The sequence below is a fragment of the Leifsonia shinshuensis genome (genome assembly GCF_022606355.1).
In the GTDB taxonomy this organism is placed as follows: Bacteria; Actinomycetota; Actinomycetes; order Actinomycetales; family Microbacteriaceae; genus Leifsonia; species Leifsonia shinshuensis_B.
Map to the genome: position 1 here is coordinate 160,833 of NZ_JAHHZQ010000001.1, position 16,943 is coordinate 177,775.

General features: G+C 70.0%; 14 protein-coding genes. 10 read left to right on the forward strand and 4 right to left on the reverse strand.

Features of this window, described 5'->3' with window-relative positions:
- Nucleotides 1-7: 7 nt before the first annotated feature.
- The 7 genes from frr to KNO15_RS00890 all read left to right on the forward strand — a co-directional run bounded on the left by frr (nucleotide 8) and on the right by KNO15_RS00890 (nucleotide 4,484).
- Entirely contained in the window at nucleotides 8-562 is a 555-nt protein-coding gene (frr, locus tag KNO15_RS00860; protein WP_208041473.1) for a ribosome recycling factor, read from the forward strand.
- Nucleotides 563-1,561, forward strand: a complete 999-nt coding sequence (locus tag KNO15_RS00865; RefSeq protein ID WP_241701463.1) for a phosphatidate cytidylyltransferase — start codon at nucleotides 563-565, stop codon at nucleotides 1,559-1,561.
- 12 nt (nucleotides 1,562-1,573) lie between these two features.
- Entirely contained in the window at nucleotides 1,574-2,122 is a 549-nt protein-coding gene (locus KNO15_RS00870; RefSeq protein WP_241701464.1) for a DivIVA domain-containing protein, read from the forward strand.
- Nucleotides 2,123-2,193: 71 nt separating this feature from the next.
- The gene (locus tag KNO15_RS00875; RefSeq protein WP_241701465.1) at nucleotides 2,194-2,895 is read left to right on the forward strand and encodes a lytic transglycosylase domain-containing protein; all 702 of its coding nucleotides are present in this window, start codon (nucleotides 2,194-2,196) and stop codon (nucleotides 2,893-2,895) included.
- 55 nt (nucleotides 2,896-2,950) lie between these two features.
- Nucleotides 2,951-3,250, forward strand: a complete 300-nt coding sequence (locus KNO15_RS00880) for a hypothetical protein (protein ID WP_241701466.1) — start codon at nucleotides 2,951-2,953, stop codon at nucleotides 3,248-3,250.
- A 22-nt stretch (nucleotides 3,251-3,272) separates the two neighbouring features.
- Nucleotides 3,273-4,001 carry an alpha/beta hydrolase gene (locus KNO15_RS00885; protein ID WP_241701467.1) on the forward strand — a complete coding sequence of 243 codons (729 nt, stop codon included), beginning with the start codon at nucleotides 3,273-3,275 and terminating at the stop codon, nucleotides 3,999-4,001.
- A 45-nt stretch (nucleotides 4,002-4,046) separates the two neighbouring features.
- Nucleotides 4,047-4,484: a hypothetical protein gene (locus KNO15_RS00890; RefSeq protein WP_241701468.1), complete on the forward strand. Its 438-nt coding sequence runs from the start codon at nucleotides 4,047-4,049 to the stop codon at nucleotides 4,482-4,484.
- Nucleotides 4,485-4,531: 47 nt separating this feature from the next.
- On the opposite strand, the gene KNO15_RS00895 is transcribed toward KNO15_RS00890, so the two are convergent.
- Together KNO15_RS00895 and KNO15_RS00900 are read right to left on the reverse strand one after the other, a co-directional pair.
- A complete protein-coding gene (locus KNO15_RS00895; protein ID WP_241701469.1) occupies nucleotides 4,532-5,569 on the reverse strand; it encodes an AI-2E family transporter in 1,038 nt (345 codons plus the stop codon).
- Nucleotides 5,570-5,610: 41 nt separating this feature from the next.
- The gene (locus KNO15_RS00900) at nucleotides 5,611-8,706 is read right to left on the reverse strand and encodes a hypothetical protein (RefSeq protein ID WP_241701470.1); all 3,096 of its coding nucleotides are present in this window, start codon (nucleotides 8,704-8,706) and stop codon (nucleotides 5,611-5,613) included.
- A gap of 186 nt (nucleotides 8,707-8,892) precedes the next feature.
- Here KNO15_RS00900 and KNO15_RS00905 point away from each other — a divergent pair, with 186 nt between their 5' ends.
- From KNO15_RS00905 to KNO15_RS00915, 3 genes are all read left to right on the forward strand, one after another.
- Nucleotides 8,893-10,767: a hypothetical protein gene (locus KNO15_RS00905; protein ID WP_241701471.1), complete on the forward strand. Its 1,875-nt coding sequence runs from the start codon at nucleotides 8,893-8,895 to the stop codon at nucleotides 10,765-10,767.
- 92 nt (nucleotides 10,768-10,859) lie between these two features.
- Nucleotides 10,860-11,825 carry a tetratricopeptide repeat protein gene (locus tag KNO15_RS00910; protein ID WP_241701472.1) on the forward strand — a complete coding sequence of 322 codons (966 nt, stop codon included), beginning with the start codon at nucleotides 10,860-10,862 and terminating at the stop codon, nucleotides 11,823-11,825.
- Between the two features lie 76 nt (nucleotides 11,826-11,901).
- Nucleotides 11,902-12,690 (forward strand): SDR family oxidoreductase, encoded by a 789-nt coding sequence (locus tag KNO15_RS00915; RefSeq protein ID WP_241701473.1) that lies wholly within the window; start codon nucleotides 11,902-11,904, stop codon nucleotides 12,688-12,690.
- A gap of 15 nt (nucleotides 12,691-12,705) precedes the next feature.
- Here the strand turns inward: KNO15_RS00915 and glgB are convergent, their stop codons facing one another.
- On the reverse strand, nucleotides 12,706-14,913 hold the full coding sequence (glgB, locus tag KNO15_RS00920) for a 1,4-alpha-glucan branching protein GlgB (protein WP_241701474.1): 2,208 nt from the start codon (nucleotides 14,911-14,913) through the stop codon (nucleotides 12,706-12,708).
- Nucleotides 14,910-16,904, reverse strand: coding sequence for an alpha-1,4-glucan--maltose-1-phosphate maltosyltransferase (locus tag KNO15_RS00925; RefSeq protein ID WP_278046473.1), 1,995 nt, complete (start codon nucleotides 16,902-16,904; stop codon nucleotides 14,910-14,912). Before KNO15_RS00925 ends, glgB begins: the two co-directional genes overlap by 4 nt.
- Nucleotides 16,905-16,943: the final 39 nt, after the last annotated feature.

Here is a 16,943-nt window from a genome sequence, read left to right on the forward strand (position 1 = left end):
AGAAACCGTGATCGCCGATGTGATTTCCGACGCCCGCCAGCGCATGAGCAAGACCGTGGACGCGGCGAGGGACGACTTCGGCACGGTGAGCGCCGGGCGCGCGAACCCCGCCCTCTTCCAGAAGGTGCTCGTCGACTACTACGGCTCACCGACGCCGCTCGCACAGCTGGCCGGCCTCCAGAACCCGGAAGCGCGCGTCCTGCTCGTCACGCCGTACGACAAGTCCGCGCTCAAGGACATCGAGAAGGCGATCGTCGCCATGCCGAACCTCTCGGCGAACGTCGGGAACGACGGCGAGATCGTGCGGGTCACGCTGCCCGAGCTCACGGAGGACCGACGCAAGGAGTTCGTCAAGATCGTCCGCGGCAAGGGCGAGGACGCCAAGGTCGCGATCCGCAACATCCGACGCAAGGCGAAGGACGAGCTGGACGCGCTGAAGGGCGAGGTCGGGGATGATGAAGTGGCTCGCGGCGAGAAGGAGCTCGAGACTCTCACCCGGTCCCACGTCGACGCCGTCGACGAGGCCCTGAAGCGCAAGGAAGCCGAGCTCCTCGAGGTCTGAATGAGCGAGGGGAGCAGCCCCGGCGCGCCCCGCACGCCGGAGCCGGGCAGGCGGGGGAAGGCGGCGGCACGGGCGGAGCTCCGCGCGCAGGTGCAGGCCACCCGCGCCGACTTCGAGCGTCAGGTGCTGGCCAGGAAGGCCCAGCTCGACGCGACGAACGAACGGATCGCCGCGCGGACCGGCCGTAACCTCATCCTGGCGATCCTGATCGGCCTGGGGGCCGGCGCGCTCCTCATCCTGAGCCTCATCTTCATCAAGGAGCTGTTCTTGGTGTTCGGGGCCGCGATGATCGGATTCGCCGCCTTCGAGCTCACGCAGGCGTTCCGTGGAGCCGGGCGACGTGTCCCGCGCATCCCGACCGTGGTCGCCGCCGTCGCTATCGTGCCGGCCACGTTCTGGTTCCACGCGGGCGGCCAGCTGGTCGCACTGGCCGCGGGCATTCTGCTGGTGGTCGTGTGGCGGCTGGTGGAGGAGGCGGCTCTTCCCGCCAAGCGCGCGGGAGGAGTGGCACTGACGCGGGATCTGGCGTGGAGCGTGCTCGTGCAGATGTACGTGACACTCCTCGGGTCGTTCGCGATCCTCCTGCTCGCCGAGGACGGCGGCGAATGGTGGGTGCTCGCCTTCCTGATCGTGGTCGTGGCCGTCGACACGGGAGCGTACGCGAGCGGCCTGTCGTGGGGCCGGCATCCGATGGCGCCGACGATCAGTCCGAAGAAGACCTGGGAGGGCTTCGCGGGCGCGGCCGTCGCCGCGGTGGTGGCCGGTGTCCTCCTCTCACTCTTCATGATCGGCGAGACGTGGTGGTTCGGCGTCGTGTTCGGTCTGGTCGCCCTGCTCACGGCCACGGCAGGTGACCTCGCGGAGTCGCTGATCAAGCGCGATCTGGGCATCAAGGACATGAGCTCCTGGCTGCCGGGCCACGGCGGATTCCTCGACCGGCTCGACTCGATCCTGCCGTCTGCGGCGGCCACCTACGTGCTGTTCCTCATCTTCACCTGACAGAATGTCCCGGTGAGCACCTTTCCCCGGAGCCCCAAGTCGAAGCTCGGATACGACGTCGACCAGGTGGACGAGTTCCTCGTCAGCGCCCGCGTCGCCTATGACGCCGACGCTTCTTCGCAGGCGTCCCTGACCGCCGCCGACATCCGCCACACGGCCTTCTCGATGGCCAAGGGCGGCTATTCGACCTCGCACGTGGATGCCGCCCTGGAGCGGCTGGAGGACGCCTTCGCGGCTCGCGAGCGCGAGGCCGCCCGCGGCGCTGTCAGCGATGCCGAGTGGTTCGAGCAGGCGCGTACGACTGCGCAGGCGATCCTCGACCGTCTCGAGCGGCCCATCGGCCACCGCTTCCAGAGGGTCAGCTTCCTGACCCTCGGGTACAACCGCCATGACGTCGATCGTTTCGCCGGCAGGCTGGTCAAGTACTTCCAGGACGGGCGGCCGATGAGCGTCGAGGAGGTGCGCACCGTGACGTTCCGCGAACAGCGCGGGGGGTACCGGGAGGCGCAGGTGGATCTCCTCCTGGACAGCGTCACAGACGTGATGCTCGCGGTCCGCTGAGCCTGGTCATTAGCTGAAGATGGGTGTCTCTCCTTGGAAAGTCGTGAATTGTTCGTTATGGTCTTGTGATCGTGGGTAGACGAGAAGCAGCAGAAATCGTTCCGCTGACCCCTGCCAACCCGGTCGGAGTCGCATTCCGGCGTTCGCGACGCCCTCACATCCGGTCGCGTGCGGCCATCTGGGGGTTCGCCTTCACCGCCGCCGTCGGCTTCGCGTTGGTCAACGTGGTCGACCCGTATTCGGGCAGCGCGGCCACCCCGGCCTACGCGGACTCCCTGCAGAACATCGACCAGACCTCCCGCTACGGAGACGCGCCGGTGCAGAGCCTGACGGCTCCCGACGCCTCTGCGACCACGGTCACGCGCGATGTGCTCGGCGTGAAGCCGAAGCCCACTCCGACCCCCACGCCGACGCCGACCAAGACGGCGTCGAGCGGCAGCAGCAGCGGCGGCTCGAGCGCCCCTTCGGCGCCCGTTCCCGACCCGGGGACGGCGAAGGCCATCGCGTACCAGATGGTGCAGCAGCGCGGCTGGGGTGACGACCAGTACAGCTGCCTCGTCGCGCTTTGGAACCGGGAGTCGGGCTGGCGCGTGAACGCGTCGAACCCCAGCGGCGCCTACGGCATCCCGCAGGCCCTTCCCGGCAGCAAGATGGGCCCGGGCTGGCAGACGGACGCCACCGTGCAGATCTCGTGGGGCCTCGGCTACATCGCCGGCCGGTACACGAACCCCTGCGGCGCTTGGGGCCACTCCCAGTCCTCGGGCTGGTACTGAGCGGCACTCTGCGGCCCTGCGCCGCGAGGCCACCAGCCCTGCATAGACTGGGGGAGTGCCCCGCAGCAACCGTCCCCGCCGCCGCCATGGCGAGCAGCGTGAGGAGGAGCAGGACGGCTTCGACCGCCTGCTGGCGGGCTGGAAGCGTGTCGAGGTGCGTCGCGGCGTCGAATGGAACGTTCAGCCCGTGTCCGCACTGCAGGCGCAGAAGAGCTACGTCTGCCCGGGATGCGGACGCGAGATCGGCCCAGGGGTAGCCCACCTGGTCACGTGGCGCGCCGATGGGGTGCTCGGCGACTCGGCGGACCTCGCCGCGCGGCGCCACTGGCACACGGCGTGCTGGAAGACCGCGTGAGCGGATGAAGGAGACCACCGAAGTGACGGACGCACCGACGGAGATCCGCGGCGGCATCGAGCTGCCGGCGCGCCGGGAAGACATCGAGCTGCGCACCAGAGACGGCCTCACGCTCGTCGGCGAGCTCGCGAGCCCGTTGGAGCGCGAGCCGGTGGCGACACTGGTCACCCTGCACCCGCTGCCCACGGGCGGCGGCTTCATGGACTCGCACATCCTGCGCAAGGCGGCCGGCCGGTTGCCGGCACTGGCCGACATCGCCGTGCTGCGCTTCAACACGCGAGGCACGTCGTCCCCGCGCGGCCGCAGCCAGGGGCAGTTCGACCACGGCATCGGCGAGCGCTACGACGTGGAGGCGGCGATGGACTTCGTGGCCGAGCGCGGCCTCCCGCACCCGTGGCTCCTCGGCTGGTCGTTCGGCACCGAGCTCGCGCTCATGTACGGCCGGGAGTGTCCCGTCGACGGCGTCATCCTGCTCTCACCCCCGTTGCACCGTGCCAAGCCCGAGCATCTCGCCGCCTGGGCCGGCGACGAGCGGCCCATCGTCGCGCTCATCCCCGAGCACGACGACTACCTGAAGCCTGCGGAGGCCGCTGAACGGTTCCGCCCGCTGCCGCAGATCCAGCTGGTGGACGTGGAGGGCGGCAAGCACCTCTGGGTGGGCGAGAACCAGACACGTCGGGTGCTCGACGAGATCGTCGAACGGCTGAACCCGGCCGCTCTGCCGCTGCCCACGCAGTGGCCGCCCGCCTGAACCGCTGAGGACGACACCCGCTACGATTCAGAGCAGGGGGTCATCGTGAACAGTGGAGTTCTGCGGCCGTCGGCGATCGCCGCGGCGGTCGTCGCTGCGGCAATGCTCATGGCGGGCTGCACCTCGGGTTCCGTCCCGGCACTGGAGCGCGCGGCGGAACCGGCCGATGCGTTGCCGGGCGACCTGACCGGCTTCAGTGGGTTCGACCCGGAGACTGCTCGGCACATCGCGTCCAAGGACGGCGTGGAGTACTACCTGGCGAAGCAGAGCGGCGACATCGACCTCGTGAACGGTGTGTGCCTGGTGCTGACGACGGCGACCGAGCCGCTCCAGTGGGCGTCGTCGTGCGGTGCCGGCGACTGGTTCACTTTGGAGTGGGCGCCCGGCACGGTCAATGCGGAGTTCTTCCGGCACGGCGTCACCGCCGGCGATGTGAAACCCGGTTGGACTCAGGTGTCCGAGAACGTCATCGTAGAGGGGTGAACGCTCCTCGTCGGTCGTACTGAACCGGCAGCTCCCGCGAACGCCCTCTACAGCTCGTTCTGGCGGGGGATGATCACCTGCTTGATGATGAGCAGGATCGCCGCGGCGAACGGGATCGCGACGAGGGCTCCGAGGATGCCCAGGAGGGTTCCGCCGGCGAGGGCGGCCACCACGACCAGGGCGCCGGGGACGGACACCGCTCGATTCATGATGCGCGGGCTGAGGAAGTATGCCTCCACCTGCATGTAGGCGAGGTAGTAGATGGCCGCGGCGATCGCGGTCGGCGGTCCGGAGAGGAAGCAGACGGCGACGATGATCACCGAACCGGTGATCGTTCCGACGAGCGGGATCAGAGAGAAGAAGAACGCGATCGACGCGAGCAGGATCGGGAACTTCGCGCCGATGATCGTCAGGAAGACCGCGCTGAGGACGCCGTTCACCAGGGCGAGCGACACCTGACCCATCACGTACTTGCCGACGGAGTCGGTGATCTGGTCGCCGAGGTCGGCGAAGCGCGAGCGACGGGAGGCCGGCACGAGCTGGTATGCGGCGCGCTTGATGCTGGGCAGCGAGGCCGTGAAGTAGATCGTCAGGATGACCACGATGATCGCGCCGAAGGCGCCCTGCACGATCCCGATGCCCGTCTGCAGCACCTTCGAGGTGATGTCGGGGAGGTTCTTCTGCAGCCAGTCGGTGACCGCGTTGATGTTCTGCTGGTTGACGATCGTCGGGAACTGATGCTGGAGACTGAGGAACCAGGACTCGGCCCCACCGTTGTTGACCCAGTTGATGGTGTTGTTGACGAGCTGGCTGGCCTGGCCGACCGCGACGGGCACGATCGCCCAGATGAGCGCGACGAACAGGCCGAGGATGACGACGAGCGTCAGGACGAGGGCCAGCCAGCGGGGGAACTTGCGCCGTTCGAGGAACGAGATCGACGGCTCGATCCCCAGCGCCAGGAACAGCGCGGCACCGATGTAGGTGATGATCGTGGCCAGGCTGACGATCGACGTGAGGATGAGATAGCCGAGCCCCACACCGAGTGTGCCGATCAACCCCACGCGGAACGCGTTCTGGATCTTCACTGAGTCCCCCTCCACAGCCGGTCGCCTCCGCCGGCCGGAGGTCAGTCGTCGGCCGACACCTTGTCTGCCGCCTGGAGCATACCCCTCAGGTTCTCGAAGTATCCGGCCACGGCCTCGCGCTCAATCCTAATCTGGGAAAGACGCTCCTCCGCGTCGGCGACCAGGCGTTGCGTGCGCTCCTCCGCCTCCTCGATGAGCGCGTCAGCGCGTTCCTGGGCCTCGCGAACGATACCCGCGGCCGCCTTCTCGGCCTCCTTGCGTGCCGACTTCACCGTCTCGCGGGCCTCGGCGTCGAACATCTCGGCCTCGGTGCGGGCCTGAGCGGTCCGCTTGACCGCGTCGGCGAGCTGCGTGTTGGCCTCGTCGAGGTACTTCTGGGTCTGGGCGACGGCCTCCTGGTGATGGCCGAGGTATTCCTTCTCGGCCTCGTCACGCCGGGCGCGGAGCTCGACATCGAGGTCGATCCGCGCCTGCTCGATCTCGTGGGTGCGCTTGTCGAGCTCGGCCATCGTGGCGGTGCGGAGTGCCGTGAGCTCGGCGTCGAGCGCGGCACGCGCGGTGGCGTCCTCCTGGTCGAAGGCGGCCTGCTGCTCGGCCAGCTCCGCGTCGAGCGCCGTTCGAGCCTCCGCCGACTCGCGGGCGATCTCGGCACGGGCCTTCGCGGTCTCGGCGTCGAGGGCCACCCGCGCCCGCTCGGTCTCCTCCGCGAGAGTCACCCGGGTCAGCTCCGCCTCCCGCTCGAGCTCGAGACGCTGCTGCTCGCGCTCGTTCTTCAGCTCCTGCTCGGTGGTTGCCCGCTGGTCCGCGAGCTCTGCGGTCGTGCGCTTCACCTCGGCGGCGAGCGTGCTCCGCGTCTGCTCACGGTCGTCGGCGAGACGGGATCGGGTCTCCTCCTCCTCAGCGGCGAGAGCGGACTTCGTCTGCTCGACCTCGGCTGCGAGGGCGGACTTGGTGGTGGTGACCTCGGTCTCGAGAGCGGACTTCGTCTGCTCGACCTCGGCTGCGAGGGCGGACTTGGTGGTGGTGACCTCGGTCTCGAGGGCGGATCTGGTCTGCTCGACCTCCGCGGCCAGTGCAGACTTCGTCTGCTCGACCTCCGCCGCCAGGGCTGTCCTGGTGGTGACGACCTGGGTCTCGAGCGCTGAGAGGGTCTGCTCCTTCTCAGTCGCCAGACGCACGGCGGTCTGTTCGACGTCGGCGGCGAGCTGGGCACGCGTGGTGGCGACCTCTGCGGCGAGGGCGCTGCGTTCGGTCGCGAGCTCTTCGGTGAGGGCGGTGCGCGCCTCGCCGATCTCCGCGGCGAGATCGGCCCGGAGACGCTTGGCCTCGGTATCGAGTTCCTTGCGCTGCGCGTCCACCTCGGCGGCGAGCTCGGAACGAGTGGCCTCGACTTCGGCGGCGAGAGCGGCCTGGGTCGTCTCGACCTCGGAGGCGAGGTCGGCGCGGGTCGACTCGACTTCGGCGGCGAGTGCCGCCTGGGTGGTCTCGACCTCGGTCGCGAGCTCGGCCCGCGCGGTCTCGACCTCCTTAGCGAGCGCGGAGCGGGTCTTCTCGACCTCCTTCGCCAGCGAGGCCTGGGTGCGCTTGACGTCGGCGGCGAGGGCGGCCTGCGTGCTCTCGACCTCCGCCGCGAGATCGGCACGCGTGGTCTCGACGGTGTCGGCGAGCTCCGCTGCCGTGCGCTCCCGGTCGGCGGCGAGCTGGGCGCGGGTGTTCTCGACCTGGGTCGCGATCTCATTGGCTGTGCGGTCGCGGTCGGCGGCGAGGGTGGCCGCGGTCGAGATGCGGTCGGCCTCCAGCCCTGCTCGGGTCTCCGTCGACTCGCGCTCGAGGGTCGTGCGGGTCTGGAGGACTTCGTCGGCGAGCTCCTTCCTGGTGCGCTCCACCTCGTCGGCGAGAGCGGAGCGCGTCGTCGTGACGTCGGTCTCGAGCTGTGAGCGCGCGGCCGTCACATCGGCCTCCAGCTGCGATCTGGTCGTGGTGACCTCGTCCGAGAGGGCGGACTTGGTGCGGGTCACCTCGTCGGCCAGCTCGCTCGTGGTGCGTGCGACCTCGTCGGCCAGCGCCGACTTCGTCGAAGTCACCTCGTCGGCCAGGCGCGCCCTGGTCTGCTCGACCTCTGCGGCCAGTGCGCTCGTGGTCTGCTCGACCTCGGCCGCGAGGGAGGTCGTCGTCCGCTCGACGTCGTCCGCCAGCTTCTGCCGTGCCGTGGCGTCCTCGTGCTGGAGGTCTGCGCGCGTCTGGGCGGCCTCGGCCGCAAGGGCGGCGCGCTGGCGCTCCACCTCGTCGGCGAGCTCGGCACGGGCCTGCGCCATTTCGGCAGCGAGCGCGTCGCGCGCCGCGGTCTGCTCGGCCGCGAGCCGGTCAGCGGTTTCTGCGACCTTCTTGTCGAGCTCCAGCCGGGTCTGGGCCGACTCGCGCTCGAAGGCGGCGCGGTCGCCGGCGAGCGCGTTCTCGAGCTCGCTGCGGCGGGCCGCGATGGTGCGGTCGAGCTCGGCGGTCTCCGCCCGGGCGGCCTCGGCCTCGCGGAGGGCGACGGCCTTCAGCTCCGCGGCCTCCCGGTCGGCCTCGGCGCGGACCGCCGCGGCCTCGCGCTTGCTCGTCGCGCGCAGCTCGGCGGCCTCGGTGGCGACGGCCCCGCGGATGGCGGCGGCCTCGCGCATGGCGTCGGTGAGGAGCGTCTCCTTGTCGGCGCGGGTGCGCGCGAGCAGCTCCGCAGACTCGATCTGGGCGTCCTCCAGCGCGGTCGTCGCACGCGCCTGCGCGTCGGCCAGCACCCGCTCCGCCTGCAGCGCCGCTGTCTTCTTGATCTTCTCGACTTCGGCGGCGACCCCGGAACGCAGCTTCTCCGCGTCGATGTCGGCTTGGGCGATCAGCCGGGTCGACTGCTCCTCGGCGACGCGGAGGGTGTTCTCGAGCTTGGTCCCGAGGCCCGAGTAGGTGGGGCTGCCGACCTCTTCGATCTCGGCGTTGAGCTCGTCGATCCGCAGCTGGAGGCGCTTGATCTCCTTGGTCTGGTCGGCCGACTGCGTGTTGGACTTGATCAGCTCGCGCCGGAGCTCCTGGACGGCCTTGTCCACTTCGTCCTTGTCGTAGCCGCGGAAGACCTGGGTGAAGTTGGATTCGTCGGTGGCCACTGTGTTACTCCTGAAGGGGATTCCGGGTGAGCGAGCCGCGCGCGCGCCGCATCGATCCTACATTTCGTCGCCCGTACCCGCATGGGGGACTGCGTGAGCGCGCAGACAACGGTTAGATGCCTCTCAGGGTGCTCCACTATCGTTGTGTGACTGTGCCCGCCCCCCACCGGCACATGAGGAGTCTGTTTGCGTTTCGTACTGGCCATCGTCGCGTTCGTGGTCGCCGCCGTCATGATCGTGGCCGGCATCGCCCAGCGCACGATCTTCGCACCCCCCTCGCAGATCGCCGTGTCGGCGACCGTCGGCGGCGACGCGCGCTACGTCGTGATCGACAGCGCGGTGCTCAACGCCCATCCCGGGCAGCAGACGCTGTCCGTGGCGGGGGCGCCGGACGCCAAGACGCAGATGGTCGCCTACGGCCGCACCGCCGACGTGAAGTCGTGGCTCGGAGACCAGAAGTACGCCGCCGTCTCCTACCGCGCCGACACCGGCGACCTCACGGTGAAGACGGTCACCCCCAAGGCCTCCAGCGACACCGGCTCGACCGACGGCTCCACCGCGACACCCGCTCCGACGGAGACTCCGGCTCCGACGGCCGACTCCGGCTCGACGACGGCCGCCACGCCCGGCCCAGACCCCGCCGGCTCCGATCTCTGGCTGGAGGAGTACGACGGCCTGGACGCCCAGACCACCAAGATGAACGTGCCGAGCGGTGTGAGCGTCATCGTGGCGAGCGACGGCACGAAGCCGGCGCCGAACAAGATCCTGCTGACCTGGCCGGTCGACACGAGCACGCCGTGGGCGTTCCCGCTCATCATCGGCGGCCTCGTGCTGCTGGTCATCGGCATCGCGCTGTACCTGTGGGGCCTGTACACCCACCGCAAGTCCCGCGGACCCCGACGCAAGAGCGGACCCAAGATGCCCAAGCTCCCCAAAGCTCCGAAGTACAAGCCCACGGCCTCCATTGAGGCGACCCCGCGCGGCCGTCGCGCGAGCCGTCGCACCCGGGCGATGGTGCCGGCGCTGCTCGCCGGCGTGCTCGCACTGACGGGAGTCGGGGCCGGCGCCGCGTTCGCGGACGGCCCGACCGGCACTCCGACGCCGACGACCACGAGCGCGCCGAAGGGCGACAACCAGCTGCCGCCCGCTGTGACCGTTCCGCAGCTCGAGCGCATCGTCAAGCGGATCTCGGTCGCGGCGGCCAACGCCGACGCCAAGAACGACCCGGCGCTCGCGAAGCTCCGGTTCACCGGCCCCGCGCTCCAGCTGCGCGAAGCCAACTACGCGATCCGCGCCAAGAAGGCCGACCAGCCCGCACTCCCGGCCATCCCGGCCGGCCCCCTCGAGCTGTCGCTCCCGCAGGCCACCGACAGCTGGCCGCGCACGGTCACGGCTGTGCTCAAGCTGCCGAACGACGCGGAAGGCAAGGCGCAGGCCCCGCTCGCGCTCGCGCTCGTGCAGCAGACGCCGCGCGACAACTACATGGTGGAGTACGCGATCGCCCTCGAGCCGAACGTCAAGGTGCCGAACCTCGCGCCCGCCAGCATCGGCGCTGCGGTCGTACCGCCGGACTCCAAGCTGCTCAAGGTGCAGCCCAACGAGATCGCCGCCGCTTACGGCGACATCCTCCTCAACGGCGACAAGAGCAAGTGGCTGTCGAGCTTCGACCTGACAGACGACAAGCTCGTCGCCCAGGTCGGCGCGACGTGGAAGCAGCAGGAGCAGGCCCGCCTCGCGCAGCAGTTCGGCAACACCTCGTCGCTCACCTTCACGAGCCGGCAAGGCACCGGACCGGTGATCTCGATGGCGACCAACGACTCGGGGGCCATCGTCTGGGTGAACCCGGAGGAGGTGCAGCTGCACAAGGTCCAGGAGGCCGGCGCACAGGTGATCGCGGGAGCGACCACCGCCGCGCTGAGCGGCGTCGCCCAGTCCAACACCGGGATCGAGTCGGTGTACGGCTACCAGCTCGCGTTCTACGTGCCGCCGGCCGGCTCGTCGGACAAGGTACGCCTGCTGGGCTTCTCGCAGGGGCTGGTGTCCGCGCGCGAGGTGCAGTAGCCCGCAGCGCGGGGCGCAGTGGCCCGCAGCGCCGTATCCTGTTAACTCGTTCGGACGCGTAGTCCGCGAACCGTCAGCCTCAGGAGAACCGCATGAGCCAGATCCCGCCCACCCCGACCAACCTCCGCGGCGCTGTGGACCTGAGCGGCCTGGTCAACCGGCCGCAGGCCCCCGCGGGCGCCACTGCCGATGCGGCGGTGCCGGGGGAGGCGATCCAGCTCCCCAGCCTGTTCTTCCAGGGGACGGACGCGAACTTCAACGACTTCATCGACCTGTCGATGCGGGTGCCCGTCGTCGTCGCACTGTCGGCCTCGTGGGCCGACCCCGACCGGCGGCTGGCGACCGTGCTCGACACGGTCACCTCCGACCTCGCCGGCCGGGTCGTGCTGGTGCAGGTCGACGTGGACGCGAACCCGCAGCTCGTGCAGGCGTTCCAAGCGCAGTCCGTGCCGGTGGTCGCCGGGATCGTGGCCGGGCGGCCCGTGCAGCTGTTCGCCGGCGCGATTCCCGAAGACCAGGTCAGGGACGTCGTGGCGCAGCTCCTCGAGCTCGCCGCGCAGAACGGCGTCACGGGGACGGCCAAGGTCGACGCGGCGACGGGCGAGGCGCCGGAGGGCGAGGCCGCAGAGCCCGAACCCGAACCGCTGCCGCCGCTGCACGCGGAGGCCTACGAGGCGATCGACCGCGGCGACTACCCGGCGGCCATCGCCGCCTACAAGACCGCGATCGCACAGGATCCGCGCGACACGATGGCGATCGCCGGACTCGCCCAGGTGAGCCTGCTCGACCGTCTCGCGGGCCGCACGATCGACGAGATCCGCACGGCGGCCGCCGCCGATCCCTCCGACCGCGAGGCGCAGCTCGCCGTCGCCGACCTCGACCTCTCCGGCGGGCACGTCGACGACGCGTTCGACCGGCTGCTGACACTGTTCCCCACGCTGGACGCCGCAGGCAAGGAAGCGGTGAGGGCACGCATCCTGGAGTATTTCGAGATCGTCGGTGTGGAAGACCCCCGGGTGGGCAAGGCCAGGGCTAGGCTGGCGTCGCTGCTCTACTGACCCGGGCCCTCCACTTGTCGGAGGGGTCGGCGCGCTCGTGGGCGGCTGACACCCCACTCGCCCGGAAGGCAGGCGCATGTCCCGTGTGCTCGTCGTCGGCGGAACCGGCCTGGCCGGACGCGCCGTCGCTGCAGAGGCCGTGGAGCGCGGCCACCACGTGATCGTCGCGGCCCGGCGGATCCCGGACGACGACTCGGAAAGCTATGTCGTCGGCGCCGACTACGTGACCGTCGACCTCGTGTCCGGCGACGGCCTCGAGGAGGCCGTCGACGGCGTCGACGCGGTCGTCGACGCGAGCAATGCGGCCGGGCGGCGCGCGTCGCACGTGTTCGCGCACGGGTCGCGCAACCTCCTGCACACCGCAGCACGTTTCGGCGTCGGCCAGGCCGTGCTCCTCTCCGTGGCCGGCATCGACGGTGCGCGGTATCCGTACTACCGGGCGAAGCTGGTGCAGGAGCGCACGTATCTGGACTCTCCGCTGGAGACCAGGATCGTGCGGGCGACGCAGTTCCACGACTTCGTGACCGCGATCTTCGAGCGTGGCCGTCGGTTCGGGATTCTGATGTCGCCGGCCGCAACGCGATTCCAGCCCATCGCCGTGTCCGATGTGGCGCGTGTGCTCGTCGACGCGGTCGAGGGGGCGGGTGAGCCGGACTCGGTGCGCACCGTGGGCGGCCCGCGCGTGGAGTCCGCGCGTGCGCTCGCCCGGCAGTGGAAGCGCGCCTGCGGCACGCGCCGCCCGATCCTCTCCGTTCGGCTCGGCGGCCCGCTGGGCTCGGCGTGGCGCTCCGGGCGCAACCTCGCGCCGGAGCACGCGGTCGAGGGGCAGGGCTATTCGGCTTGGCTCAACGACGTGGCGGTCTGACGGCCTTCCCCCGGTTCATCGACGCGGGCGGAGATACAGCGCGCCCAGCGGCGGCAGCGTCAGCACCGCGGAGGCCGGGCGGCCCATCCACGGCTCGTCGTGTGCCGTCACTCCGCCGAAGTTGCCCACTCCCGAACCGCCGAAGTCGCTCGCGTCGGTGTTGAGCAGCTCCTCCCACTCACCGGCGAACGGCAGGCCGACGCGGTAGCCCTCGTGCGGGTTGCCGGAGAAGTTGAGCAGCACCACGATCGGCGAGCCGTCGCGGTCTTTGCGCAGGAAGGCCAGCACGTTGCCTGCGGCGTCCGAGCCGTCGAGCCACTCGAAACCGGCCGGGTCGTTGTCGAGCGACCAGAGCTGCGGGTTGTCCCGGTAGACGGCGTTCAGCTGCGCCACGAGGTTCCAGAGTCCACGATGGCTCGGCTGGTCGAGCATCCACCAGTCGAGGCCGCGCTCCTCGCTCCACTCGGAGTACTGCCCGAACTCCTGACCCATGAAGAGCAGCTGCTTGCCCGGGTGCGCCCACATGAACGACAGGAACGCCCGCACGTTCGCCAGCTGCTGCCAGTGATCTCCCGGCATCTTGCCGATGAGGGATCCTTTGCCGTGCACGACCTCGTCGTGACTGATCGGCAGCAGGAAGTTCTCGCTCCACGCGTATACGAACGAGAACGTGATCTCGCTGTGGTGGTAGCTGCGCCACATCGGGTCCTCGTGGATGTACTGGAGTGCGTCGTGCATCCAGCCCATGTTCCACTTGAGCCCGAACCCGAGCCCGCCCGAGGAGGTCGGCGCGGTGACGCCGGCGTAGCTGGTCGACTCCTCCGCGATCATCACGGTGCCGGGGTTGCGCTTGTACGAGGTCGCGGTGACCTCTTGCAGGAAGCCGATGGCCTCCAGGTTCTCGCGGCCGCCGTGGATGTTGGGCTCCCACTCGCCGTCGTTGCGCGAGTAGTCGAGGTACAGCATCGATGCCACGGCGTCGACCCGGAGCCCGTCGATGTGGAACTCCTCGAGCCAGAACAGCGCGTTGGCGACGAGGAAGTTGCGCACCTGCGAGTTGCCGTAGTCGAAGATGTAGGTTCCCCAGTCTTTGTGCTCGCCGCGGCGGGGATCGGGGTGCTCGTACAGCGGCTGCCCGTCGAAGCGGGCGAGCGCCCAATCGTCTTTCGGGAAGTGGCCGGGCACCCAGTCGAGGAGGACGCCGATGCCGGCCTGGTGCAGCCGGTCGATCAGGTACTTGAGGTCGTCGGGGGAGCCGAACCGGCTGGTCGGCGCGTAGTAGCCGGTGACCTGGTAGCCCCACGAGCCGCCGAACGGATGCTCGGCGAGCGGGAGGAACTCCACGTGGGTGTAGCCCAGCGCACCGAGGTAGTCGATGAGCTGGTCGGCGGCCTCCCGATAGCCGAGGCCGGGCCGCCAGCTGCCGAAGTGGAGCTCGTAGACGCTCATCGGCCCGGCGTGCGGATCGGTGGCGGCCCGACGGCTCATCCACTCGCCGTCCTGCCACCCGTGGCGGCTCACCGTGACGACGGAAGCCGTGTTGGGCGGGGTCTCCGCCGCCTGGGCCATCGGATCGATCTTGCGCACCCACTCGCCGTTCGCGCCGAGCAGGTCGAACTTGTAGATGGAGCCCTCACCCAGTCCGGGGACGAACAGCTCCCAGACACCGGAGGCCCCCATGTTGCGCATCGCGTGCAGCGTGCCGTCCCAGCCGTTGAAGTCGCCCACGACGCGCACGGCGCGCGCGTGCGGCGCCCAGACGGTGAAGGCGGTGCCGAGGACGCCGCCCAGGTCGCGCACGTGCGCGCCGAGCGCCGTCCAGAGCTGTTCGTGCCTGCCCTCGCGGATCAGGTGGAGGTCGAGCTCGCCGATCGTCGGCAGGAAGCGGTAGGGATCGTCGGCCGTCCAGGTGGCCCCTCCGGCGTAACGGGCCTCGATCTCGTAAGCGCCGGGGCCGACGATGTCGACGCCCTGCCAGATGCCGTGCGCGAGGTGCGCGAGCTCGATGTGGGCACCCGTCGGCAGGATCGCGAAGACCGCCTCGGCGAGCGGGCGGAGAGCGCGGATGACCGTGATCGGGTCGTCCACACCGTGCGCGGCGACCTGGTGCTGGCCGAGCACGGAGTGCGGATCGTGGTAGCTGCCGGCCGCGACGGCGTGCAGGACGCCGTCGTCGATGGTCGGCAGGTCGACCGCGGCTGCGCCTTCGGGGATCGGGGTCATCGTGCGGCCTCCAACGGCTTGACGGTCAGGATGTGCACCGGCTCGGAGAAGGCGTCGAGGCGCACGTAGTTGTCGGCGCCCCAGGTCCAGCGCTGGCCGGTCACCAGGTCGCGCACCTCGAACTGCGATCCCGGCGCGATGCCGAACGCGGCGACGTCGAGGTGCACCAGCGTCTCGCGAACCGAGTGCGGGTCGACGTTGGCGACGACGAGCACGGCGTCGGGCTTGCCGCTGCGCGTGAACTCGCCGGCGAGGTACTTGGAGTAGACCAGCACGGCGTCGTCCTCGCTCCCGTGCACGCGCAGGTTGCGCAGCTGGCGCAGCGCGGGATGCTCGCTGCGCGCCCGGTTGAGCATCGTGAGGTACGGCGCGAGGGAGCGGCCGAGTGCGGCTGCTCTGGCGTAGTCGCGGGGACGGTACTCGTACTTCTCGTTGTCGATGTACTCCTCTGCACCGGGGCGCGCGACGTTCTCGTACAGCTCGAACCCGGAGTAGACGCCCCAGGTCGGGGCCCCCGTCGCGGCGATCGCCGCGCGGATCTTGAAGGCGGCCGGGCCGCCGAACTGCAGGTACTCGGTGAGGATGTCCGGCGTGTTCACGAACAGGTTGGGGCGGAGGAAGTCCGGAGTGTCTTCGGCCAGGCCGGTGAGGAACTCGGCGAGCTCCTCCTTCGTGTTGCGCCAGGTGAAGTAGGTGTACGACTGCTGGAAGCCGGCCTTGGCCAGCGTGTGCAGGAGGGCGGGCCGCGTGAACGCCTCGGCGAGGAACACCACATCCGGGTCGGTGGCGTTGACCGTGTGGATGAGCCACTCCCAGAAGTGCAGCGGCTTGGTGTGCGGGTTGTCGACGCGGAAGATCCGTACGCCGAGGGACATCCAGTACCGCACGATCCGCAGGACCTCGGCGCGCAGCCCGTCGTAGTCGTTGTCGAAGTTGATCGGGTAGATGTCCTGGTACTTCTTCGGCGGGTTCTCCGCGTAGGCGATGGTGCCGTCGGGGAGCGTGGTGAACCACTCCGGGTGCTGAGTGACCCACGGGTGGTCGGGGGAGGCCTGCAGGGCGAGATCGAGGGCGATCTCCAGCCCCGCCTGCTTGGCCTTGCCGAGGAAGAACGCGAAGTCCTTCTCGGTGCCGAGATCCGGGTGGATGGCGTCGTGCCCGCCGTCGGGACCGCCGATCGCCCACGGCGACCCCGGGTCGTTCTCCCCGGCGTCCAGCGTGTTGTTCGGGCCCTTGCGGAAGGTGCGGCCGATCGGGTGGATCGGCGGCAGGTACACGACGTCGAAGCCCATGGCCGCGACTTCGGGCAGGCGCTTGGCGGCAGTGCGGAAGGTGCCGGACTGCCAGGAGCCGTCCGGAAGGCGCTTGGCGCCCTCGGAGCGCGGGAAGAACTCGTACCAGCTGCCGACACCGGCGCGCGTGCGTTCGACGAGCACCGCCCGCGTCGGGGACAGCGACGGAAGCGCGACGACCGGACGCTCGGCGAGGATGCGCTTGATGCGGTCGTCGACCGCCGCCTGGAACCGCTCGTCGACGCCGCGATCGGCGTCGCCCACCACCCGGGCGGCCTCCGACAGATGGCGGCGCTCCGCCGTGGAGCGACGCTTGTCGGCGGCGGCCTTCGTGAGCAGGTCGTGTGCGATCGTCAGCATCAGCTCGACGTCGATGCCCGCCGGCACCTTGACCTCGGCGTTGTGCCGCCAGGTGGCGTACTCGTCGGCGTAGGCCTGGACGCGATACCGCCAGAGGCCCTCCTGCTCGAGCTGGACCTCGACCTCCCAGCGGTCGGTTCCCGGCGCGATGGCGCGCATGTGGTGCTCGGTCTGGGTGCCGGACGGGTCGAGCAGGAGCAGGTCGACGCCGATGCGGTCGTGGCCCTCCCGGAACGCCGTGGCGCGGAAGGGCACGACCTCCCCGCTGAACGCCGACGCCGCCCAGTGCCCTTCATCGACCTGGGGGGACAGGTCGAGGATGGGGATGCGAGGGAGCAGGGGTTCGTAGTCGACGTCGGCCGGCTCGGCGGCCGGCGC